This window comes from Hymenobacter siberiensis, from assembly GCF_018967865.2.
In the GTDB taxonomy this organism is placed as follows: domain Bacteria; phylum Bacteroidota; class Bacteroidia; order Cytophagales; family Hymenobacteraceae; genus Hymenobacter; species Hymenobacter siberiensis.
The window spans coordinates 4,532,563-4,555,876 of sequence record NZ_JAHLZY020000001.1; the positions used below are offsets into that span (position 1 = coordinate 4,532,563).

A 23,314-nucleotide genomic window follows, 5' to 3' on the forward strand; every position below is an offset into this window, starting at 1 on the left:
GGAGCATACGGGCACACGCGGAAAACTGGGCTACAGCAACAGCAGGCCCTTTTCGCGCAGCAGCGCCCAGGCCGGGCTTTGCAGAAACGCTTCGAATGAGCCTTCTGATTTCGGAAAGCTGGCGACAGCATCGCGCAGCAGCACTTTGGTGTCAAAATCCTGACTGAGCTGGGTGAGGAGCTGGTGTAGCCAGCGGCCGGCGGCTTCGGTGGTTTTCACCTCGAAATCCTCGGCCTGCTCGTAGCAGGTGAGCACGGCGCGGGGGGCTTTTTTGCCGGGCTCGATGCGAATTTCGGGGGCGTTGCCGAGCCAGAACAGGCGCTGGTTTTGCCGGGCGAAGTCGGGTTTATCGGGGGCTTGCAGGGCCTGCTGAATGAGGTGGCGCGGGGTCGTCGTTTTCGGGGTTTTGAAATCGAACCAGCGAGCCAGGGGCTCATCCAGGGCCACGCCATGCAGGTAGTTGTAGAGCGACTTGGCCAGGCCGGGGCCGAAGGCTTCGTGGTCGGTACCCAGCGGGTCGTCGTGCCACAAGTCGTTCCAGGCAAAGCCGGCGGGCTCGGGGCCGATGGCCGCCACCTGGTACTTCGCCGGATTTTTACCCACGGGCGAGTGCGCAGTCATCGAAAAGCGGTGCCAGTAGCCGCTTTGCACCACGCCGGCCGCGAACAGCTGGCGCACTACTTCGAGGCTATCCACGGTTTCCTGCGCGGTTTCGGTGGGGAAGCCGTACATCAGGTAGGCGTGCACCATGATGCCGGCCTGAGTGAAGCCGTCCGTGACGCGGGCCACCTGGGCGATGGTCACGCCCTTTTCCATCAAGACCAACAACCTATCCGAGGCCACTTCCAGCCCGCCCGAGATGGCGATGCAGCCCGAGGCGGCCAGCAGCCGGCAGAGGTCGGGCGAGAATGTTTTTTCGAACCGGATGTTGCCCCACCAGGTGATGGGCACCCGGCGCTTGAGCAGCTCCACGGCCAGGTCGCGCAGGGCCAGCGGCGGTGCGGCCTCGTCCACGAAGTGAAAGCCGGTCTGGCCGGTTTGGTTGATGATTTGCTCGATGCGGTCCACCAGCAGGGTGCTGGGCGCGGTTTCGTAGCGCGAAATGTAGTCCAGCGTTACATCGCAGAACGAGCAGCGCTTCCAGTAGCAGCCGTGGGCCACGGTGAGCTTGTTCCAGCGGCCGTCGCTCCAGAGGCGGTGCATGGGGTTCAGCACTTCCAGCACCGAGAGGTACTCGGTGAGGGGCAAATCCGAATAGTCGGGCGTGCCCACCTCGGCATGCGGCACGTCGGGGAAGGGGTGGTTGATGTACTGGATTTCGCCAGTTTCGTCGCGCAGGAAGGTGCGCTGGAGTTTTGAACGGTCCGGTTGAACGTCATGCAGAGCGAAGCGAAGCATCTCGCTCGCATCGTTGGACGACAGGATTAGTGACGGCACGCGAGATGCTTCGCTTCGCTCGGCATGACGTTCTTTTTGTTGCTGCTGGCCCGCCAGATATTCCAGCAGCCGCAGCCAGGGGCCTTCGCCATCATCCAACGTCAGGTAATCAATGTAGTCGAAAAAGCGCGGCTCTTTGATTTCGCGCAGCTCGGTATTGGGGTAGCCACCGCCCATCACGGTCACGGTGGCGGGGCTGATTTGCTTGATGTGCTTGGCCAGCCGCAACGCGCCGTAGAGGTTGCCAGGGAAGGGCACGGTGAAGCCCACCATATCGGGCTGCACCCGGGCCAGCAGCGGCTCCAGCTCCTCCAGCAGCATGGTGTCGAGCAGGTTGGGGGCGGCGGTCAGCTCCTGGTGCAGGGGCTCGAAGCTGGTGGCGGAGAGGGCCAGCTTCTCGGCGTAGCGCGAGAAGCCGAAGTGCGGCCCCACGGTTTCCTTGATGAGGTCGGCGAGGTCTTCGAGGTAAAGCGTGGCCAGGTGGCGGGCCTGGTCCGTGAGGCCCATGGTGCCGAAGGCAGTTTCGAGGTCGGCCACGTTATCGAAGCGGCTGGCCTCGGGCAGGAAACGGCCATGGCAGATGCGCGGGGCCAGCGTGAGGTCTTTATTCTGAAGAAAACGGATGACTGGGGCGATGGTGGCCAGGTAGCGGTTTTGCAGGCGCAGCATGCGCGTGGCATTGTCGCTCAGGTCGAAACCACCGGCTTCGATTGCCTGAAAAATCCGCCGCAAGCCGGCCTCCGAAAACAGGCGCAGCACCAGTTGCAGGCCCATGTCGGCCTGCGTCACAGCGTAGCCGCGCCCCCCCAGAAAGCCCTTGATGTAGGCCGTGGCCGGGTACGGAGTGTTGAGCTGCGTGAGCGGCGGCGTGAGAAGCAGGATGCGGGGCGAAGCAGTAGGCACAGTGGAGACTAACCCGGTCGCGGGGCCCGGGGTTCAAATTGAGGAACAAAGGTCGGGGAGATGTGGCATACGCTTTGGCTTGTGCACGGCGGAGCGAGTAAACGCGTTGAACAGTGAGGCGCATTGTACTCGCTCCGCTCGTGCACAAGCCAAAGCGTATGCTACAAAAAAGCGCCGCCCTGGACCAGGGCGGCGCTTTTTTATCAAGCCAACGGCCTACGCCAGCGCATCCAGCGACAGGCGCTCGGGCAGCATGAGGCGGCGGAACTCGCTTACGGAGTAGCCCGTCACCTGCCGGAACTGGTTGCTCAGGTGCTGGCCGGAGCTGTAGCGCATCTGGTCGGCTATCTGGTTCAGGGTCAGCTCGCCGTAGCTGAGCATTTCTTTCACGCGCTCAATTTTGAGGCGGATGAGGTATTTCTCGATGGTGAGGTGCGCGGTGCGCGAAAACACCTTGCTCAGGTGCGAGTAGGTGGCCGCAAACCGGTCGGTCAGAAAAGCCGATGTGGTGAGCGGCGAGCGCGCCGTGCGCAGGTGCTCCAGGTATTCGGCCAGGGTGCCTTTGATTTGTTCAGTAAGCTGCTCAGCCCGGCCGCGCAGCAGCTCGAAGCCGGCGGCCTGCAGCAGCGGGGCCAGGTCTTCGGGGTCGGCGGGCGTGTTCTCGTCGAGCTCAGCGACGCCCAGCGTTACGGCTTTGGGGCTGTAACCAGCGCGCTCCAACAGGTTGTGCACGGCTTCTACGCACCGGGGGCACACCATATTTTTGATATGCAGTAGGTTGGTTTTCAAGGGCTTTAACGTGTTTCGGGCCGCCGCGAGGCAGCCGGTGGAGAAATAGAACGCGCTGCTGATGCGCCCGGAGCAGCTCGACGGGGCCGTGGGGCCGGCGTCGAAATTTCGGCCCATCCGCGTCCGAACCAATGCGCGGTGGCCCAACTCACGAAGGGTACCACCACCAGGAACGTAACGGCCAGCAGCCAGACCAATACGAGAAACGCAAAAAAAAGTCGACTAAAGAAATGGTCGCTTATGCCAAACAAATAAACTACCAGCATTAGTGCCAACAGCAGACTAACGCCGGCCAGCACGCCCACCCGCCGCCAGGGCCAGGCGGCAACGTGGTTCTGAAGGCGACGGCGCAGTGGCAAAGGCATAGATTAGGAATTGGGGAGGTGCAAAATAGGGGAATTTTTGGTTGAACCCCACACTTAGCCCAACAGTGCCAGCAATTCCTGCTGCATGGCCTGGCCATTATCGGCCTCATACCACGCATTCATGCCTTTTACTACCTGATTGACGTGCAAAGATTTATCACTGTGCAGCTGGTGACTCAGCACTTGCGCAGCAGCCGGGCGCGGGCCCCAGGTGCTGAGTTCGGTGCCGGTGGCTGCGTCGTAGCGAATGAGTTTGGGGATGCTGTTTTTGCCGTCGGTCTGGTGGGTGGCCATCAGCTCGGGGTGTTCGGAACGGAGCACGACGTGCAGCGTGACGCGGCCCTGGCTTTCGTCGGCCAGGTGGGCCAGAATGGGCAGGGCGTGGGCGGTGTCGCCGCACCAGGCTTCGCCCAGTACCAGCCAGCGCTCGGGGTGGGGCAGCTGGCGCAGCTTCTCAAGCAGGGCCGGAAGCAGGGGCCGGGCCTGGCCGTTGTCGAGGTGCGTCTGGTTCTGGTCGGTGTAGCGGATGAGGCCCGGCGTCTGCTCGGGGCCGGTGGTGCGGTGCTCGGCGACCAGCGTAGCCATCAGGGTGCGAAACTCGGGGTAAGTATAGACCGGGGCCGGCAGGGAGTCAGAAATCGGATTGGACATCGGGCAAATGGAAAAAAATAAATCGGGAGCGCGCAGTTTGGGGCAACCTTCGGCTGGCCCGCTCCGCTACAACCGTACCCGCGCCCAGTGGTTCGGGTTGCGGGCGGGCGGGTTATTTTTCTACCTTGCGCCATCATACGTTATTTATCCTTCACCTTCGCTTTTTTATGTCGTTGAAAACTTTCCTCCGCCCCCTCGCCGTGGCCTGCGCCCTCACCGCCACTTTTAGCGCCTGCAGCTCGGGCACCAAAGAGGGTGACACCAACGTGGAGCGCGGTTACAATAAAAAAGGCCCCGCCGCCGGCACCGACGGCGTAGCCGGCGGCGACTCGGCCACGGCTGGCCTGCGCCGCGACACCACCAACCGCCCCACCGGCAAAGAGCTCTACAAAGCCGCCGGCGACGCCAAAGACCGCAACCACGACGGCATCGCCGACTAGTTTCATTCGGCCGGCTTCAAATCCAGGACGCGCAAAAAAGGCCCATTCCTTTCGGAACGGGCCTTTTTCAGTATTTGCAGAAAGAAAGGAGAAGAAACGGGAAAGCTGGCGGCTGAGCGCCTTAGCTTAGAAGAACACGAAGCCGTTGGGGCCGGCGCCCACCACGGTTTCGTCGATTTTGGTGCCGTTGGGCTGGTAGCGCGTCATTTTATCGACCGAGAAGGTGCCCGTGCCGGTATAAACGGTGCCATCGACCGGGTCGATGCCCAGGCCGTAAAACAGCCCGTCGATGAACGGCGTCCCCGTGAGCGACGGCAAAGCGGCATCGGCAATGCCCAGACGCACCACGGCCCCCAGGTAGGAGTAGCCATCGGCGGCGCGGAAATAGAGCTGGTCGCCGGCCGGGTTAGTATGAATGTCGTTGGGCGCGTAGCGGTTGCTGGCAAATGTACGCGAGGTGGCCCCCACCGCAGGATTGGCCGGGTCGAGGCCGACGAGCTTGCCCGGCGTAGTGGCCGCGTAGTCGACGGTGTAGTTGGCGTTGTAGGCTATGAACCCGCCGCAGAGCACCCACAGGCGGTTGTTTTTATCGAGCGCGAAGCTATTGGGGGCATCGCCTACGGTCAGGGTATTGGTGACGCGGTTGGTGGTGGGGTCGATGACGGTGACAGTGTTGTCGCCCGAGTTGGCCACGAATACCTTACCGCCGGCCACAGTCAGGCGCTCCGGCGTGGCGCCGGTGGCAATGCTATCGACCACGCTATTGGTAATCAAATCCACGATTTTGATGCCGGGCCGCACCGTGCTGTAGTTGCCCCACTGCGTCACGTAAGCGCGGCTGGTGCTGATGGGCAGGAAGTAGCGCGGATTTCTCAACCCGGTAATAACGCCCACCGACTTGAAATCGGGCAGCGACACCACTTCCACTTTATTGGCCCCGTTCACCACGATGTAGCCGCGCTTGTCGCGCACGGCCATGCTCTGCACCACGTTGCCCAGGCGGCGGCCCGCACCGTTCACGCTCGCGAACAAGTCGGGGGTTACGGCCTTGGTGCTTTTGTTAAACAACGTGACCGTACCCGTGCCAGTGGAGGAATAAGCGCCTTCGTTGAGCACAAACACGTTGTTATTGTCGGACGATGGGGCCACGGTCACCTCCTTGTCGGGGCTACAGCCGGCCAGGCTCACCAAAGCCAGTGCCGAAACAATCAGATAGTTAGAAAAACGCATGAGAAAACAAAAAGGAGAAAAATGAGTGATGAAATTTGAAAATCAGCGCCAGCTCAGGCGTAGGCTCACGCTCAGTGCGCGGGGCGGGGCCGGCCGGCCTTCGTAGCTCTCATAGGCGTGGTTGAGAAGGTTATTACCTTGCAGCAGCAGCAGCGCTTCGGCGCCGTGCAGGCGCAGCGCATAGCCCACGCTGCCGCCCAGCAGGCCATAGCCGGGCAGGAAGGCCCGGGCAGTGGCATCGATGTAGCGGTAGCTAGTGGTGCTGGTGGCGGCGGCCACACGCCAGGCGTGCCAGGCGTAGTCCAGGCTCAGGGTGCCGGTGTGGGTGGGCACGTAGGGCAGCGGCTGGCCCACGGGCACGGGGTCGTCGGGGGTGGCACGGCGGGTGCGGGCCTGGGTGAAGGCGTAGGCCGCCCACGCCCTCAGGTGGTGCGCCCCGCGCCGGAGCGTGAGCGCCGTGCTGGCCTCCAGGCCCTGCGTGAGCACCTGACGCAGGTTGCGTGGCCGCCAGTAGCCTTCGGGGCCGGGCGTCCACTGCACCCAGTCGTCCACTAGTTGGCGGTAGCCGGTAAGCTCGGTTTGCAGCGTGGTGCGGGGCGCAAGTTGGGTGCGATGCAGCAGGCCGGCTTCGTAGCCCAGCCCGATTTCGGGGCGCAGGCTGGGGTTGCCGCCGGGGTTAAAAAACCGTTCGTTAAGCGTGGGGGCGCGGTAGCTGCGGGCCGCGCTGGCCTTGAAGGTGAGCTGGTGAAATGGTGATGTGGTGAGTGAGTCGGGGGCCGGGCCATTCGCCCAAAGGTCCCATTCCAGGCCGACGGTGGGCGTGAGGGGGTTGCCCTGGGGCAGGGCGGCCTGGCGCAGGTTGGCCGTGAGGCGCAGGCGGGGCTGCGGGTCGTAGCGAAACAGCGCGAACGCGGCGGCGCGGTTTTCGGTGGTCAGCGGGCTGGCGTATTCGCGGAAAGTGGTGCTGAAGTGCTGCACCTCGGCCCCCACGCGCAGGGAGCCGCGCGCGCCCACGGCGGCCGTGTATTCGGCCTGGCCCTGGGTGGTGCGCACCCGCGAGTCGCTCGTGATACCGTCGTCGTGGTAGTTCAGCACGTCCTCAAACGCGGCGGCGCGCACCAGCCACTGCGCCCGCGCCGAGGCCTGGTGGCGGTAGCTGAGCACCAGGCGGCGGCTTTGGTCGAGCTGCCGGGCGTGGCGGTTGGGGCCGATGACACCCGGCTGCACTTCCCGGTCGGTATCGGTAAACCACGCGCTGGCGGTGAGCTGGCCGGCCAAGCCCAGGCGCAGGGCTACTTCAGGGGCCAGGCTCCACTGGTGGCGCAGGGCGGCCCCGGCCAGCGTGCGCTGCACCGGCCCGCCAAATTCCTGGGTGATGTAGGGGTAGTTGTTGAGGGCCTGGCGGTAGCTGGCGGCCACGCGCACGGCCACGGCCGCGCTGGCGGTGCTCACCTCGGCGCTACCGCCGCGCAGGCCAAAGCTGCCGGCATCGGCCTGCACGCTGCCCCGCAGGCCGGGCTGCCAGTCGGGTGCGGTGTTCAGGAGCACGGCCCCGCCGATGGCCCCGCTGCCGTAGAGGGCAGCGGCCGGGCCGGGCTGCACGGCCAGGCGGGTATTGGCCCCCACGGGCAGCAGGGCAAAATCGTTCTGACCCAAGGTGGGCAGCATGATGTTCAGGCCATTCCAGAGCACGGCCGTTTGCTGGGCCGAGGTGCCCCGAATGCTGATGGAGGCCAGCTGACCCGGCCCGTAGCTTTTGATATACAGCGGAGTACGGTCCTGCAGCAGCTCGGCCACGGTACCATCGCGATACTGGCTTAGGGTGGCCGAATCGGCGGCGTAGTGGCGGCTGCCGGCAGCAAACTGCTCAGGGCCCACGGCGCGCACGTTCACCTCGGCCAGCCGGTGCAGCCGCCGGCTGAGCCAGACCGAATCGGGCGGCGCGGGGCGCGGCTGTTGGGCGCGGGCCACACCGGTTCCGGCCAGTAATCCGCAAACTACCGCCAACCGGCTGAGTGAAAAACAACGCATCCGAATCAAATTTTCGATTAAGAAAATTCGATTCAAAATCTACCGGAAGCTCTCTTCAATTGAAGAAAACCAACGCCAGACCGAGGCCGAAAAACAGAGGTAAGGTGGCTGCCCGGGGGCGGCCGCTGCTTTCTTTCTCCATTCGTCCTCCGCGAATGCTGAACCTGTGAATGTCCGGGCAGGTCTCCTGGCTTGCTTCGCCGAGCGGGCCGCCTTCCCATCCAACCAATTGACAATCAAAAGGTAAACAGTGGCATGTATGGCCCGCCCCGATGTGAAGCGTACAGTTGCGGGGACAGCTCCGGCATTGAACCGGATTCCCTTTTCAGCCGCGCCCCGCGATTGGGGTCTGGCACCTTGACGGGGCAAAGGTAGCGCGTAGCGTGGACTCGGCGAGTCCGCGTCCCGGTGGGGCGGCCCTCACGACGCGCGGACTAGCAGAGTCCGCGCGGCAACCGGTCTGACCGCCTAGGGCGGTCAGACCGGAACAACGATTTTGGGCTGACTTTCCAAACAGCTTCCACGCTACAATCTCAGCGCCGGAAGCTCATGCCGATGAAATATTCGCGGTCCACAGAATTGGTGATGGGCAGGTGGGTACCGAAATCGAGCTGCACGTTGTCGCTCACGTCGAGCTGCACCCCGGTGTTGATGGAGCTTAACCAGTAGGACTGGCGCACATCGCGGTAGCCCACCAGCTCTACAAAGGCCTGCACAAATTTGGTAAACTGATAGTCAGTGGTGAACGTGGGCGTGAGCTGCAGGTAGCGCGAGTGGGTTTCGCGGTCCCAGTACACCTGCGTGGCCACCTGGCCGCCAATGCTCCAGGGCTTGGTGAGCTGGTACACCACGGGCAGGACCGCGCCGTATTCCACGGCCCCGTCGCCGCGCGGGCCGCCGGTGGGCAGGGTGACGTAGCCAATCAGACCCAGGGCCCAGCGGCTGTTGTCGTCGCCCACCAGCGTGTGCTTCAGCCGGAGGTTTAGGTCGCCGAGGCCCCTGGCTACGGTTCTCTGGCCGGGGTCGGCATCGTCGTAGTTGCGGGTGTCGGTGTAGGAATCGAGGCCGACTTGCAGGTCGGTGCGGTTGGTGAGGCCGATTTTGGCGAGGGCGTGGTTGATGTACCAGTCGTGCCCGTAGGCCGTGCCCTCACGGCGCGTGAGCAGGCGCAGGGCATCGGTCTCGTACTGAAAATGGCCCGCATCGACCGAATACGGGCTTTCGGTGATGCCGGGGCGGTCGGGCACCATGGGGCGCATATACTTGCGCGGCGTGGGCCGAAACAGGCTGAACTGGTTTTTATCGACCTTAATTGTGTCGTTTTTAATCCCTTCCTGGGCCAGTGCCGCAGCTACGGGCACCAGCAGAAGCAGGCAAAAGATACAGCGACGAAGCAGGGTACTGATTATTGGCATGGCCGCCTATACGCAAAGCTCCTCCGGACGGGCGATTTGCTCCTGAAATGGCCCTACGACCTACGTCCGGCGTACCCGGCAGCCGCGCAAGGCGCTCCCCGCCCCAAAGCGCTATTCCGCAAAGGTCTGCCAGAGCAAAAACACGTTCAGGCAAATGATGATGCCAGTGACCGCCCAGGCAATGCCCTGCACCACCGGCCGGTTGGCAAACACGCCCATTTTGGCCCGGCTGCCCGTGAACAGCACCAGCGGCACCACCGCGAAGCTGAGCTGAAACGACAGAATGACCTGGCTGAGCACCAGCAGCTGCCCGGTGCCTTTTTCGCCATACACAATGGCCACCACAAGGGCCGGCACCACCGCAATGAGGCGGGTGATGAGCCGGCGTAACCAGGGCTTCAGCTTCAAATCGAGGAAACCTTCCATCACAATCTGGCCGGCCAGCGTGCCGGTCAGAGTCGAGTTCTGGCCCGAGGCCAGCAGCGCAATGGCGAATACCGCGCTGGCCGCGCCCGCACCCAGCACCGGCGTGAGCAGCTTGTGGGCGTCGGCAATGTCGGCCACGTCGTTGTGGCCCTTGCCGTGGAAGGCGGCGGCGGCCGTAACCAGGATGGCCGCGTTCACAAAAAAGGCCAGAAACAGGGCCAGCGTCGAGTCGATGGTGGCAAACTTGATGGCCGAGCGTTTGCCGGGCTCATCCTGCGGGAAGGCCCGCGTTTGCACGATACTGGAGTGCAGGTAGAGGTTGTGCGGCATCACGGTAGCGCCCAGAATACCAATGGCCACGTAGAGCATCTGCGGGTTGGTTACTACTTCGAGGCGCGGCACCAAGCCTTTGCTCAGGGCCAGCCAGTCGGGGTGCGAGGCGATGATTTCGTAGAGAAAGCACCCGAAAATCAACACGATAAGCCCAGCCACCAGGCTTTCGATAATGCGAAAGCCCTTGTTCTGGAAGAACAGCACCACCAGCACATCCAGGGTGGTGAGGACTACGCCCCAGGCAATGGGCAGGCCAAACAGTAGGTTGAGCGCAATGGCCGAACCGATGACTTCGGCCAAATCGCAGGCCGCGATGGCTATTTCGCACAGTACCCACAGCATCAGGCTGATGGGGCGCGAGTAATGGTCGCGGCAGGCCTGGGCCAGGTCGCGCCCGGTCACAATGCCCAGCTTGGCCGCCAGGTGCTGAAGCAGCATGGCGAACAGGTTGGAAATCAATACCACCGACAGCAGCGTATAGCCGTAGCGGGCCCCACCGGCCAGGTCGGTGGCCCAGTTGCCGGGGTCCATGTAGCCCACGGCTACCAGCAGGCCCGGCCCCCAAAAGGCCATCAGCTTGCGCCAGAACGAGGCATTGGCCGGTGGCACTTTGATGCTGGCATACACCTCGCTCAGCGAATTGGCCCGGCGGGGGTGGCGCCAGCCGGCATCCGGGTTGGTTGGCTGGGTATCAGTTAATGTAGAAGGAGGCACGTTAATCAATCGGTAAGGGCAAGGGCCTCTTTTTAGATTAGCCTAAAAATAATTTTCGACTGCCTTAAATACAACATTGCGGTAAAAAAGTTGCCATCAGGCGGCAATTTTTCGCGGCAGTGGCAACGTTTGCTAACTACGTAATGCGGCGGCTACCGAATCGTTTAGGTTTTGCCCGGCAGCCGCGGTGGTGGGTGTCCGCATAGAAGCCCGCGCCGGGCACGCCGCCCCGCTTGCGGCCGGTGCCCGACCTTTGTACCGAAAATCCCGCTGCATGACGTCCTCCCAAACCAAGTACCGCCTCGGCTTGCTGTCCCTCGTGGTTAGCATCGGGCTCGTGGCCATCAAGTTCTACGCTTACCACCTCACCCGCTCGCAGGCGGTGCTCACCGATGCGCTGGAGAGCATTATCAACGTGGCCACCAGTGGCTTTGCCCTCTATAGCCTCTACCTGTCCAGCCTGCCCAAGGATGAAAACCATCCCTACGGCCACGGCAAAATTGAGAACCTGTCGCTGGGATTTGAAGGGGGGCTGATTTTCATGGCTGGTGCCTTTATTCTTTACAGCGCCAGCGGGCACTTCCTGCACCCCCACCCCGTGGCCCGGCCCGACTGGGGCGTGGCGCTGCTGGCCAGCACCGCCGTGGTGAACCTGGCCGTGGGCCTGCTGCTGGTCCGCAACGGCAAGCGCCTGAAATCGGTGGCACTGGTGGGCGACGGGCAGCACCTCTACATTGATGCGCTCACGTCCATCGTCTCGTCGGGGGCGCTGGTGCTGGTGGCGGCCACGGGCATCGTGCGGTTCGACTCGGGCGCGGCACTGCTGCTGGGCGGCTTCATTCTGGTGAATGGCGGGCGGATGCTGCGCCACGCCGTATCGGGCCTGATGGACGAGACCGATACCGCCGTGGTGGCCGAGGTAATTGCCGAGCTCCAGGTCCAGCGCCGGGCTTCGTGGATTGACGTGCACAACCTGCGCGTGCAGCGCTACGGCGCCAACCTGCACATCGACTGCCACATGCAGATGCCCTACTACTTCACCCTGGAGCAAGTGCACACTGAGCTGCACGACATTGAGGAGCTCATCCAGGCGCGGTTCGCGGTGGAAGTCGAAATGTTCGTGCACGCCGACCCTTGCACCTTTGCCGCCTGCTCGCTGTGCCTGATGCCCGCCTGCCCGGTACGGCAATTCCCCCTGCGGCACGAAGTGACCTGGACCGTGCAGAACGCCGTGAAGAACGAGCGGCACCACCTCGGGCAGTCTGCCTGAACAAGCGGTGTAGAAGTAAGCAAACCAGCCTTAGCCACGACAAAAAAGGGTGCCGCGACAATCGCGGCACCCTTTTTTAGTGCATCTGGTGAGAAGGCAGGTTTAGCGCACTACCTCAATCCAGCCTTTGGTCTGCGCACCGTTGGAAGCCGTGAGCAGGTAGTAGTAGACCCCGGCGGGCTGGTTATCGCCCCCCCAGTTATTGGCGTAGCTGGCCTGCTCGTACACCTTGCGGCCCCAGCGGTTGAAAATCTCAATCTTGCTAGTGGTAGTACTAACGGTTGAAACCTTGAAGTAGTCGTTCTGGCCATCGCCGTTGGGCGTGATTACGTTGGGCACCTGCAAATCAGGCACCAGCACGATACGCTCCTTCACCGAAGGCGTACAGGTGGTGGTAACCCCGCCGTTGACGATGGACACCACCGTGGTGAGACGGATGCGGTAGTACCCGGCGATGCCCAGCTGCAGCGGGCCCGGCGTGGCCGAAGTTGTGCCGAAAGCAGTTTCCGTGCCCGTTACCCGGTTGTTGGCAATGTCGCGCACCCGCTCGTAGGTCCACTTGTAGGTGGTGGCGGCGCCCTGCGGCAGGCCGGTGATGGTCGAGGCGTCCTTGAAGGTGAAGATTACCGGCGGGCGGTTGGTGCGCTGGCCGTTGAGGCCTACCGAGTCGGCGGTGGTGAAGTTGGCTACCACGCCGGGCAGCACACGCACCAGCACCGAGGCCGTATCCGTACAGCTCGTGGGGGCGCTGCCCGAGGCCGTTACATAGTAGCGGGTGGTTACCGTGGGATTTACCGTAGGGTTCGCCTTCGTCAAATCGGCGGTAGCCAGGCCGTTGGCCGCCCGGAAGGCGTAGGTGTACGTGCCAACGGGGCTGCCGGTTGTAGTTGCCGACGCCTGGAGCGTGGCCGTTCCGCCGGGGCAGATGTAGGCATTGTTGGTAACCACGCGGGCTACCGGCGGGGCCACCACCCGCACCAGAATGGAGGTAGTATCGCCGCAGGCCCCCTGTGCAAAGCCCAGCGTAGGCGCAATGCTCAGGAAATAGCGCGTGGTGACGGTGGGCTTCACCGCGATATTCTGCACGTTGGTGACGACGGGCAGGCCGGTGCCGCCGGCCGAAGCCGTCCACTGGTAAGTGTACACCTGCGCCTGCGTCGTGTTGGTGGCCAGGCGGCGCACCGAGTCAGGCCGGATTACGCGGCCTTGCAGCGAAAGCGAGTTGCCCCGGCAGATTACCGCCGAGCCCAGGAGCGTGGAGCCGCCCACGGCCGCCACAGCCGAGGCGAAGTTGCCCCGCAGGACCTTAATGACGATTACCCGGTTCTGCAGGCCCTTTACCGGGCACGCATTGTCTTCCACCCGCACGTTGATGCGGATGGTGCGGCCCACCTGCGAAGGCGAGGGCTGGAAGAAGAAGACGCCGCGGGGGTTCTCGGTGCCGTTACCGGACAGGGTGAACGTGCCCACATCGCCCGCAGCCAGGTAGCTGGGGTCGGTGTTGATGTTCGTGGGCAGGGTTACCGTCAGGAGCTGGTGCGCGCTGGGGGTGCGCAGGTTGTCGGGGTCGGTGAAGTTTACCAGCACGCGCGAGTAGTTGCACGAATACACATTGATTTGGGTGGTATCGGCCGTGTTGATGGTGCCGGTGTTGGAGTTGGGCGTCTGGTTGGTGGCCTGCACCGGGTTGGGCGTGGTGTTGGCACCGCAGTTGATAACGATGAGCACGGCCTCGCGGCGCACGCGGCCCACAATGCGGCGCACGCCGTTGACGCGGCGGTACTCGGTCACTTCCACTACTACCTGATATTTGTTGCGGCCATCGGCGGCCGACGTGGCCGGGCTGTACACGTTCGGCGTGAACGTAACCGTGCGGGCCGACTGGTTGAGGCCGAAATACGGCACGCCCTGCTTGATGGGGCAAATCCCGGTAGTATCGGTAGCTACCGGAATGGGCAGCCGGGGCGTAAACAGCGTGCCGCCCGTGAGGCCGGGAATTTCCAGAATGCACAGCGGGCTGCGGGTGATGATGAATACGCCGCCGGCGTTGGCACCCGGGTAAGAGGTATAGACCACGGGAGTGCCGCAGGAAGCCAGCGGAGCGGCCAGGGCATACACCAGCGAGTCGCCATCGGGCTCAATGGCCGAGAAGCCGAAGGTGGTGCGCTGGTTCACGCACACGTACTGAATCGGAATATCCTGCGGGTCGAACTGGGGCGAGGTATTGGCCACCGTAGTGGTGCCGCTGCTGCGGTTGTCGAGGTAAGCCTCGGCATACAGGTCGGGCGAGCCCACGATGTTGGCGATGGTGGGGCGCGAGCCCTGGCTCGTGCTCATCGTCCACTGGCCGGGGGGCAGCGTCACGGTGGCTTCGTAGTTGGTGAAGTCGTAGAGCGGATAGAGCGACGACGGGTTGGCGCAGGAATTGGGCGTGCTGGGGCACAGTGGCGTGGCGGCCAATGGAACGCCCTGCTGCACGAGCGGAGCTGATACCGTTGCCGTTGCGTTGCAGCCACCGTTGCGGCACGAGAGTGTGAAGGGCGAAGCCGTAATACCGGAACAGTCGCGGTAGAGGCGGAATTTCACCCGGTACTGGTTGTTGCCCAGCGAGGTGTAGGTCATGTCGCAACCCAGCAAGTGGGAAGCCCGCGCCGACGGCAGCCCGCCCAGCAGGCTACACGCAAAGAGCAGGAGGATAAAAGATTGTAAAGTTTTTCTCATGGGTGAAAAAAGAGGGGGTGAGGGGGGTGTATTGGGTGTAAAAAAATACAAAACGGGTGGGTACTGACTAATCAGCGAACCAAGATACAGGCAGAAAGAGCGAGTTCAAAAAAAGCCATAAAACTATCACCACATATAGCAAATTAAGGGCCACAAACGATATTTTTTCAGCCAAAAATGAACTTATTTTCAGCTTTCCATTCTGCCAGCCCCACGCCGGGTAAGCTCAACGCTAACGGGACTTACGCAAATCGCTATTTGCTAAGCCACAGCAGAACTATCCATAAGTAGAAAGTTTCTGAAGTGTAGCAGTTACTCCCCCGCTTGTCAGGTTGAACGCATATAAATGGAGTCATGGGCCTCCATTGGAGTTGTTTAGAAAGTCACAAAAGGTCCCCGAACGGTCATGCTTCGCTGCGCGCTGCATGACCGTTCGGGGACTTTCTAAACAACTCCTTTATATGCGTTCAACCTGCCCGCTTGTGGGTAGTAGCGGCGAGCCAGTGCGCCGGGCAAGGGTGCTCAGTAATAAGTACGAAGCCAACTGACCGGGTGCACGCACGGGCACGAAGTCCCACCTTGCTACGATGACAGTTGAAAATCAGAAATAATACATATCATCCTTATTTAAGGAACATATTTATAATAAATAACCATATTATTTGAATATTAACACCCCTGAAAAGATAATTTTTCTGATAGCTCGGCTAGTAGTTATTAGAAAGAAGCTGGCAGCAGCAATTTGCCTTCGCGGTAAGTAAATGGTTAAAAGCAGGTAAGGTAGCCAAGCATTCGAGCTTTGTTTCTACATTACGACACCAAACCGGCAGGAGCGGCTGCTGGCAGTTGCGGCATTTCCCCACCTTTTCTCCATTTTTCTCCTCTTCACCCTACTCTCCTACTTATGACGACACTTCTACGTTCTTTCACGAGGCGGCACTGGCCGCAGGCGGGGGTACTGCTGCTCGCGGCACTGCTCTTTGGTAGCGGGCCGGCCCAGGCCCAGACGACGGCCTACTGCGCAACGGGCCTGGGCGGCTCCTGCGGCGGCAACGATATTACTGACGTGGGCTTGTCGGGCACTACGCTTAACGCGACGGGGCTTAGCTGCGCCGCTACCGGCGGTCAGGCTTACACCAGCTACCCGGCCACCGGCACCAACACGGGCGCTATCTCGGGGGGCGTGCCCTACACGCTAAGCGTGACCCTGACCGGCAGCAGCATTGTATCGGTGTGGATTGACTACAACCACAATTTCGTGTACGAAGCCAGCGAATGGACCCAGATAGCCACGGCCTCGCCCACGGGCACGCCGGTGAGCGCTACGCTGCTGGTGCCCACTACGGCCGTGCAGGGCACTACGGGCATGCGTATTCGCAGCCGGGGCGCGGGCAATGCCAACGGCGCGGCCGATGCCTGCACCTCGTTTGGCAGCGGCGAAACCAAGGACTTTACGCTCACCATTGGAGCGCCGGCGGCGTGCCCGAGCGTGAGCAACCTCGCGGTTTCGGGCATCACGGCCACGGGCGCTTCGGTGGCTTTCACGCCATCCTCGTCGGCCACCACCTACACCGTGACGGTGACGCCGGCCGGCGGCACGGCCACCACTCAGACCATCACGGCGTCACCCTTGGCGCTGACGGGCCTGACAGCCAGCACGAGCTACACCGTGAGCATTGTGGGCAATTGCGGCACGGGCTCGACTTCGGCCGCCAACGCCATTACTTTCTTCACGGGCTGCGCCAGCGCGCCTTATGCCCTCGTGAACAACACGACGGCCTACACCCAGGACTTTGAAGCCACCTGGCTGAACGTGTGCGCCACCCGCGATGCGCCCGATGCCAACTGGCGCAGCCTGCCCCTGACGGGCAACAACGCTTGGCGCCGCGACGACGACGGCACCAGTGCCGCCTGGAGCGGCAACTCGGGGGTGTTCACGCCCGCCGGCAGCCCGCTGGGCACGGGCACCAGCCTGCACTCGGCCCGCTTCCACTCCTATAATGCTACCAGCGGCACCCGGGGCACCCTGGACCTGGCCGTGAACATGGCCGGCACGGTGGGCACGCCTACGCTGAACTTCGATTACATCAACACCTCGGGCACGGATTCGCTGAAGGTATTTGTGAGTACCAATGGCGGCACCACGTTCAACCCCGTGCTGCTGGGCCTGACCACGGCCGCTGCCTGGACCCGCCAGACGGTGAACCTGCCCGCTACCGGCCTCACGGCCACCACCATTATCCGGCTGCGCGCCACCAGCGACTTTGGCATTACCGACATTGGGGTGGACAATGTGCGCGTGAGCTACATTTCCTGCCCCGCCGTGACGGCTGCTACGGCAACCGGCATCACGGCCACGGGCGCCACGGTGAGCTTTACGCCGGCCTCTGGCCCAACTACTTACACGGTAACGGTGACGCCGGCCGGCGGCACGGCCACGACCCAGACCATCACGGCGTCGCCCCTGACGCTGACGGGCCTAACGCCCAGCACGGCTTATACCGTGAGCATTGTGGGCAACTGCGGGGCCGGCTCGACTTCGCAGCCCACGGTGGTTACGTTCTCGACAAGCTGCCTGGCGGCCCCTTATGTTACGGTGAACAACACCACGCCCTACACCCAGGACTTTGAAGCCACCTGGCTGAGCCAGTGCGGCACGCGCGAGATTCCCGGCGTGAACTGGCGCACGACGCCCCTGACGGGCAATACCTCGTGGCGCCGCGACGACGATGGCACCAGCGCCGCCTGGAGCGGTACCTCAGGGACCTACACACCCGCCGGCAGCCCGCTGGGCACGGGCACCAGCCTGCACTCGGCCCGTTTCCACTCCTACGATGCCACGAGCGGTACCCGGGGCACGTTGGACCTGTACGTGAACATGGCCGGCACAGTGGGCACGCCCACGCTGGAGTTTGACTACATCAACACCTCGGGCACGGATTCGCTGAAGGTATTTGTGAGCACCAACGGCGGCACCACGTTCAGCGCCGCCTTACTGGGCCTGAATACGACCACTACCTGGGCGCATCAGCTGGTATCGCTGCCGGCCAGCCTCACGGCTACCACCATCGTGCGCCTGCGCGGCACGGGTGACTTTGGCTTCTCCGACATTGGGGTGGATAACGTGCGGGTGAGCTACATCGCCTGCGCGGCCGTGACCAACCTCACGGCTTCGGGCGTGACGGCCACCGGCGCAGTGCTGAATTTCACGCCGCCCGCCGGCCCCACCACCTACACGGTGACCGTGACCCCGGCCGGCGGCACGGCTACCACCATCACCCCGGCTCCTTCAACAAACCCAATAACGCTGACGGGCCTGACGGCCAACACGGCCTACACCGTGAGCATTGTGAGCAACTGCAGCGGCAGCACGACTTCCATGGCCACCACCACCAGCTTCACCACGAGCTGCGCGGCGGCCCCGTATGTGCTCATCAACAACACGACGCCCTACAACCAGGACTTCGAAGCGGCCTGGACCAGCCAGTGCGGCACCAACGATATTCCGGCCGTGAACTGGCGCAACACGCCCCTGACGGGCAACAACTCGTGGCGCCGCGACGACGACGGGGCCAGCGCCGCCTGGACCGGCCCGGCCTCGGGCGCCTACACGCCCGCCGGCAGCCCGCTGGGCACGGGCACCAGCCTGCACTCGGCCCGCTTCCACTCCTACAATGTCTCGGGCCGCGCCCGGGGCAGCCTGGATTTATTTGCCAACATGGCGGGCACCGCAGGCACGCCCGCGCTCAGTTTCGACTACATCAACACCTCGGGTACCGACTCGCTGAACGTGTTTGTGAGCACCAACGGCGGCACCACGTTCAGCGCGGCGCTGGCCCGAATCGGCCAGGCCGGTACCTGGACCCGCCAGACGGTGAATCTGCCCGGCACGGGCCTCACGGCCACCACCATTATCCGGCTGCGCGCCGTGGGCGACTTCGGAACCACCGATATCGGCCTGGATAACGTGAACATCACCTACCTGGCCTGCCCCACCGTTACAGGCCTATCTGCCAGCGGATTAACGCCCACAGCGGCCACCGTGAACTTCACGCCCGGCACCGCCGCCACCACCTACACGGTGACGGTGACTCCTACCGGCGGCACCACCACGACCCAGACGGCCACGACTTCGCCGGTGAGCCTGACCGGCCTCACGCCTGGCACGAGCTACACGATTACCATTGTGAGCAACTGCGGCGCGGGCCAGACCTCGCCGGCCGCCACGCTCACCTTCACCACTCCGCCGGTAGCCCCGCTGAATGATGAATGCGCCGGGGCGCTCAACGTGCCCATTCAGTTTGGCACCTGCATCACCCAGACTACTGCCGACAACACCGCCGCCACCACCTCGGCGGGAGCCCCCACCCCAAGCTGCTCCACTACCCTGAACCGGGACGTGTGGTTTAAAGTGACGGTGCCCGTGAACGGGTCGGTAACGGTGAAAACCGTGGCCCCTACCGCCGGCAGCAACATCACCGATACGGTTATCAGCCTGTACGCCGGTACCTGCGGCAACCTGACGGAGATTGGCTGCAACGACGATACCAACGGCCTGTACTCGCAGGTGGCCCTCACGGGCCGCACGCCGGGCGAGGTGCTCTACATCCGCGCCTGGGCATATAGCAGCACCAACGCCGGTCAGATTGCGGTGTGCGCCACGGCGCCGTCGAACTGCGCGGCCCCCAGCGGCCCCTCGGCTACTAACGTGACCAACACTACGGCTACGCTCAGCTGGGTGGCCCCCACCGGCGGCCTGCCCGCCGGCAATACCTACGAGCTGGAATACGGCGTGCAGGGCTTCACGCAGGGCACCGGCACCAGCGTAACCGGCCTCACGGCCGCTACCTACGCGCTGACCAGCCTGCAGGCGGCTACCGACTACTGCTTCTACGTGCGCCAGAACTGCGGCACGGTGAATGGCAGCAGCACTTTCGTGGGGCCGACGTGCTTTACCACGCCGCTCACCGCGCCGGCCAACGATGAGCCCTGCGGTGCGGTTGCCCTGGGCACTACCACCGTTACCGGCTCGAACGTGGGCTCGACCACCAGCATCCAGAACGGCATCATCACACCGGCCTGCTCGCCGGCGGCCCTGCCCAAGGATGTATGGTTCTCCTTTGTGGCAACGACGACGACCCGCATCCTGACCATCACGGGTACGGCCGCTGGCATGGTGCGCGTGTACACCAGCCCCGACTGTGCCGCCGGGCCGTTCACCAGCGTGAAATGCCAGGCCGCTGCCAACAACAACCTCAATGTGGGTCCCGTGAACCTGACGGGCCTCACGGTGGGCACGCGCTACTACGTGGCCGTGAGCGGTTACGGCAGCGCCGACGTAACGGGCTCCTTCAGCATTCTGAGCCTGCCCACCGCCACCCGCGCCCAGGCCGATACCGACGCGCTGCTGGTGTACCCCAACCCCAGCAACACCGGCCAGCTCACCCTACGCCTGAGTGGACTAAGCGGAACCGGCCAGGCAACCCTACTCAATGCCCTGGGCCAGGTAGTGGCGACCAAAGCCTTGAGCGGCACCGCCGAGCAAACGCTGAGCACCCACGGCCTGGCCACGGGCCTCTACACGCTCCGCGTGACGGTGGCCGGCCAGGTCCTGACCCGCAAAGTGGTGCTGGAATAACCTTCCGCACTACCCCGCAACGAAAAGGGCCGGCAATTTGCCGGCCCTTTTTTTGGTTGAATTCAGGTAGTCATGCAGCCGTGAGCGTATCTGGGTCGAGCCCGCCGGTCTGACCGCCCTAGGCGGTCCGACCGGTCGAAGCACCCCCGGTTTCGTTCTCACGACAACCGGTCGAACCCACGGTTTCGTTCTCACGACAACCGGTCGGACCGCCTAGAGCGGTCAGACCGGAGTAGCCGAGCATTTCTGCACAAGTATTTAGCAAAGGTTACACAACACATTGTTTTTCAAAGATTTATTCCACCACCAGCTTGCGGGTGCTGCGGCCAGCCGCGCCGTCGGCCTGCACCAGGTAGGTGCCGGGGCGCAGGCTGCCGAGGTCCAGCGTGGCGGTGGTGCCGGTGGGGCGCACGGAATACACGGGGCGGCCCAGCAGGTCGCTGAGCGTGAGCAGGCCACCCGGCGCGGGCAGCCGCACAGTGGCCTGCCGGTGGGCGGGGTTGGGAAACAGGTCGAAGGCGAAGGTGGTAGCCGGGCGCGTGGCCGTAGGCACGTAGGCGCGATTTTCGAGGGTCAGAATGCGGTCATCGGTGGCGGCAGGGGTGCCCCGGCCGTCGCGGTTGCTGGTGCCGATGTACACCTTACCGGCCGGCGACACGCAAATGGCCCGCAGCCGGCCAAAGCCGGTGAGGAAATCGGTGCGGCTGGGAATGGTGAGGCCGGCCGCATCCAGCGTCAGCTGGGTGAGCTTGTGGTCTTTGAGCACGGCCAGCAGCAGGCTGCCCCGCCAGCCGGAAATGGCCGGATGGTCGTAGTAGGTGAGGCCGGCCGGGGCAATGGTGGGCGTCCAGACGGTGAGGGGCTCGCGCACGTTGTTGGCGGTGCAGAAGGTGGCTTCGGCGGGCAGGTCGCAGAGGCCCTCCACGTTGGGCCAGCCGTAGTTGCGGCCGGCTTCTATCTTGTTGATTTCATCGTCATTGTTGGGGCCGTGTTCCGAGCTGTAGATGCGGCCATCGGGCAGCTGCACCAGGCCCTGCGGGTTGCGGTGCCCGAGCGTGTAGATGGCGCTGCCGGCCGTGGGGTTGTTAGCCGGAATGGTACCGTCGAAATTCAGCCGCAGAATCTTGCCATTGAGCGAGGTGCGGTTCTGCGCCTCCGAGGCCACCAGCGCATCGCCGGTGGTCATGAGCAGGGTACGGTCGGGCAGCAGCAGCAGGCGCGAGCCGCTGTGGTTGGTGGTGGCCACGATGTTGCCGAGCAGCACCACGGGGTTGCTCAGCGCGCCATTGGCGTAGGAATAGCGCACCAGCTTTTCCTTCAGGGTGCCCTGGTCGGTGTAGTTGTACACCACAAATACGCCGTAGGTACCGGCCGGCTGCCCTGTGGGCGTAGCATCGATGGCCATGCCCAGCAGGCCGCTCTCGTTGCTTTCGGTCACGTCGGCAATGGTGAGCAGCGGCAGCACCTGCCCGGTGGCCGGGTTCACGCGGCTGATGCGGCCGCTGCGCTCCGTCACCCAGATGAAATTATCGGGCCCCCACACCAGCTCCCAGATAGTGGCTAGGTTGGAGGCCAGGGTCGAGGCCGTGACTGTAGTGGTGCCTACCGCGAAAGTGGTGAGGGCCGGGGCCTGGGCACAGGCGGCGAGCGGCAGCCCCAGGGTGCCCAGGGCCAGCAACGCATTACGTAGAAGTTTCATGGCAATAGGCAGGAGGGGATGAACGGATAAATCGGTTGTTTATCAAAAGATAACGAAACCCGGCCGTAACCGGATGCCGCCGGCCCGGCCCGCAGCCGGATTTTGTAGCTTGCAGCACCATTTACCGACTTCCAGCATGGCCGAATTTTTCACCGCCACCCACCCCACCGGCTACACCCTCAGCACCGACCCCGCCCGGCTCGACCTCGCTGCCATTCACCGCTGGCTGAGCGAAGAATCGTACTGGGCCAAGCACATTCCGCGCGCCACCGTGGAGCGCGCCGTGGCCAACTCGCTCAATTTCGGCCTCTACGCCCCCGATGGCCGTCAGGCCGGTTTCTGCCGCGTGGTGACGGACAGGGCCACGTTTGCCTGGCTCTGCGACGTATTTGTGCTGCCCGAGTTCCGGGGCCACGGCCTCGCCAAGTGGCTGGTGGAGCAGATGCTGGCCCACCCCGAACTGCAAAACCTGCGCCGCCACCTGCTCGCTACCTTCGACGCCCACACCCTCTACCAGCGCTTCGGCTACGAGCCGCTGGACCGGCCGGACAGATGGCTCGAAATCAAGCACCCTAACCCGTACCCGGCACCGTAGCCCGCTATTTCGCCGGGCTGGTCCACTTGCTATCTTCCAACCGGAAGCGCCACGGCAGCCCAGCCGCTTCGGCCCCGGCATAGGCCAAGCCTACCCGAGCACTGGCCAATATATCGGCTTCGGCCACCGCTTCGCCGTGGTCTTCAAACCAGATAATGTCCCCGGTAACCGGCTGGCCGGTGAGGGCAGGCATGATGCCCAGCGCCTGGCTCAGCACGCCCGGCCCGGCGGTGAGGGCGCGCACGGGCTTGGCCAGCCCCCGGCGGCGCAGCATTTCCTCCACGCCAATGAGCGGCTCGATGGCGCGAATGAGCACCGCGTCGGGGTGCTGGGCATCGTGCGTGGCAATGTTGAACAGCGCGTGGCGGTTATAAACGGTGTAGATGTAGGCGTGACCGCCGGGCACGTGCAGGCCCTGCGCCTGGTGGCGCTTGCGCTGCAAGTGCAGCGTGAGGGACTGGTCGCCCTCGTGCCGGTAGGCCTCAGTTTCGACGATGCGGCCGGCCGTCAGCACCCCATCAATGTGGGTGTAGAGGTGCTTGCCCAGCAGGTCGCGGGCAATGGCCATCACATCGGGGCGCTGGAAGAAGGCGGTGGGGAGTTTTTGGGGCATAATGGAGAGTAGTGGCGCGTACCCGGGTGTAGTGCGAAGCGGCG

General features: G+C 63.5%; 14 protein-coding genes and 1 riboswitch. Of the genes, 4 read left to right on the forward strand and 10 right to left on the reverse strand.

Annotated features, from left to right (window positions below; all coding sequences use genetic code 11):
- Positions 1 to 30 precede the first annotated feature (30 nt).
- The 3 genes from KQ659_RS20070 to KQ659_RS20080 form a co-directional block, all read right to left on the reverse strand.
- Positions 31 to 2,340 (reverse strand): B12-binding domain-containing radical SAM protein, encoded by a 2,310-nt coding sequence (locus KQ659_RS20070; protein ID WP_216679456.1) that lies wholly within the window; start codon positions 2,338 to 2,340, stop codon positions 31 to 33.
- A 216-nt stretch (positions 2,341 to 2,556) separates the two neighbouring features.
- Positions 2,557 to 3,129: a helix-turn-helix domain-containing protein gene (locus KQ659_RS20075; RefSeq protein ID WP_216679455.1), complete on the reverse strand. Its 573-nt coding sequence runs from the start codon at positions 3,127 to 3,129 to the stop codon at positions 2,557 to 2,559.
- Positions 3,130 to 3,548: 419 nt separating this feature from the next.
- On the reverse strand, positions 3,549 to 4,145 hold the full coding sequence (locus KQ659_RS20080) for a thioredoxin family protein (RefSeq protein WP_216679454.1): 597 nt from the start codon (positions 4,143 to 4,145) through the stop codon (positions 3,549 to 3,551).
- 167 nt (positions 4,146 to 4,312) lie between these two features.
- Between KQ659_RS20080 and KQ659_RS20085 the strand changes: the two genes are divergently transcribed.
- Positions 4,313 to 4,585 (forward strand): hypothetical protein, encoded by a 273-nt coding sequence (locus KQ659_RS20085; RefSeq protein ID WP_216679453.1) that lies wholly within the window; start codon positions 4,313 to 4,315, stop codon positions 4,583 to 4,585.
- Positions 4,586 to 4,711: 126 nt separating this feature from the next.
- Here KQ659_RS20085 and KQ659_RS20090 read toward each other — a convergent pair whose 3' ends face one another.
- From KQ659_RS20090 to KQ659_RS20105, 4 genes are all read right to left on the reverse strand, one after another.
- Positions 4,712 to 5,815, reverse strand: a complete 1,104-nt coding sequence (locus KQ659_RS20090; protein WP_216679452.1) for a DUF5074 domain-containing protein — start codon at positions 5,813 to 5,815, stop codon at positions 4,712 to 4,714.
- A 42-nt stretch (positions 5,816 to 5,857) separates the two neighbouring features.
- Positions 5,858 to 7,786, reverse strand: coding sequence for a TonB-dependent receptor plug domain-containing protein (locus tag KQ659_RS20095; protein ID WP_216690520.1), 1,929 nt, complete (start codon positions 7,784 to 7,786; stop codon positions 5,858 to 5,860).
- Between the two features lie 220 nt (positions 7,787 to 8,006).
- Positions 8,007 to 8,221, reverse strand: a riboswitch (cobalamin riboswitch).
- 158 nt (positions 8,222 to 8,379) lie between these two features.
- Positions 8,380 to 9,207: a transporter gene (locus KQ659_RS20100; RefSeq protein ID WP_216679450.1), complete on the reverse strand. Its 828-nt coding sequence runs from the start codon at positions 9,205 to 9,207 to the stop codon at positions 8,380 to 8,382.
- 165 nt (positions 9,208 to 9,372) lie between these two features.
- Positions 9,373 to 10,734 carry an Nramp family divalent metal transporter gene (locus tag KQ659_RS20105; protein WP_216685711.1) on the reverse strand — a complete coding sequence of 454 codons (1,362 nt, stop codon included), beginning with the start codon at positions 10,732 to 10,734 and terminating at the stop codon, positions 9,373 to 9,375.
- A gap of 274 nt (positions 10,735 to 11,008) precedes the next feature.
- Between KQ659_RS20105 and KQ659_RS20110 the strand changes: the two genes are divergently transcribed.
- Positions 11,009 to 12,004: a cation diffusion facilitator family transporter gene (locus KQ659_RS20110; protein WP_216679448.1), complete on the forward strand. Its 996-nt coding sequence runs from the start codon at positions 11,009 to 11,011 to the stop codon at positions 12,002 to 12,004.
- A gap of 102 nt (positions 12,005 to 12,106) precedes the next feature.
- On the opposite strand, the gene KQ659_RS20115 is transcribed toward KQ659_RS20110, so the two are convergent.
- Positions 12,107 to 14,725 (reverse strand): gliding motility-associated C-terminal domain-containing protein, encoded by a 2,619-nt coding sequence (locus tag KQ659_RS20115; RefSeq protein WP_216679447.1) that lies wholly within the window; start codon positions 14,723 to 14,725, stop codon positions 12,107 to 12,109.
- 904 nt (positions 14,726 to 15,629) lie between these two features.
- Between KQ659_RS20115 and KQ659_RS20120 the strand changes: the two genes are divergently transcribed.
- Positions 15,630 to 20,363: a beta strand repeat-containing protein gene (locus KQ659_RS20120; protein WP_216690519.1), complete on the forward strand. Its 4,734-nt coding sequence runs from the start codon at positions 15,630 to 15,632 to the stop codon at positions 20,361 to 20,363.
- Positions 20,364 to 20,658: 295 nt separating this feature from the next.
- Here the strand turns inward: KQ659_RS20120 and KQ659_RS20125 are convergent, their stop codons facing one another.
- Positions 20,659 to 22,062: a PQQ-dependent sugar dehydrogenase gene (locus KQ659_RS20125; RefSeq protein WP_216690518.1), complete on the reverse strand. Its 1,404-nt coding sequence runs from the start codon at positions 22,060 to 22,062 to the stop codon at positions 20,659 to 20,661.
- Between the two features lie 136 nt (positions 22,063 to 22,198).
- Here KQ659_RS20125 and KQ659_RS20130 point away from each other — a divergent pair, with 136 nt between their 5' ends.
- Entirely contained in the window at positions 22,199 to 22,657 is a 459-nt protein-coding gene (locus KQ659_RS20130) for a GNAT family N-acetyltransferase (RefSeq protein ID WP_216685707.1), read from the forward strand.
- A 4-nt stretch (positions 22,658 to 22,661) separates the two neighbouring features.
- Here the strand turns inward: KQ659_RS20130 and KQ659_RS20135 are convergent, their stop codons facing one another.
- Positions 22,662 to 23,270, reverse strand: a complete 609-nt coding sequence (locus tag KQ659_RS20135) for a DNA-3-methyladenine glycosylase (RefSeq protein ID WP_216679443.1) — start codon at positions 23,268 to 23,270, stop codon at positions 22,662 to 22,664.
- Positions 23,271 to 23,314 lie beyond the last annotated feature (44 nt).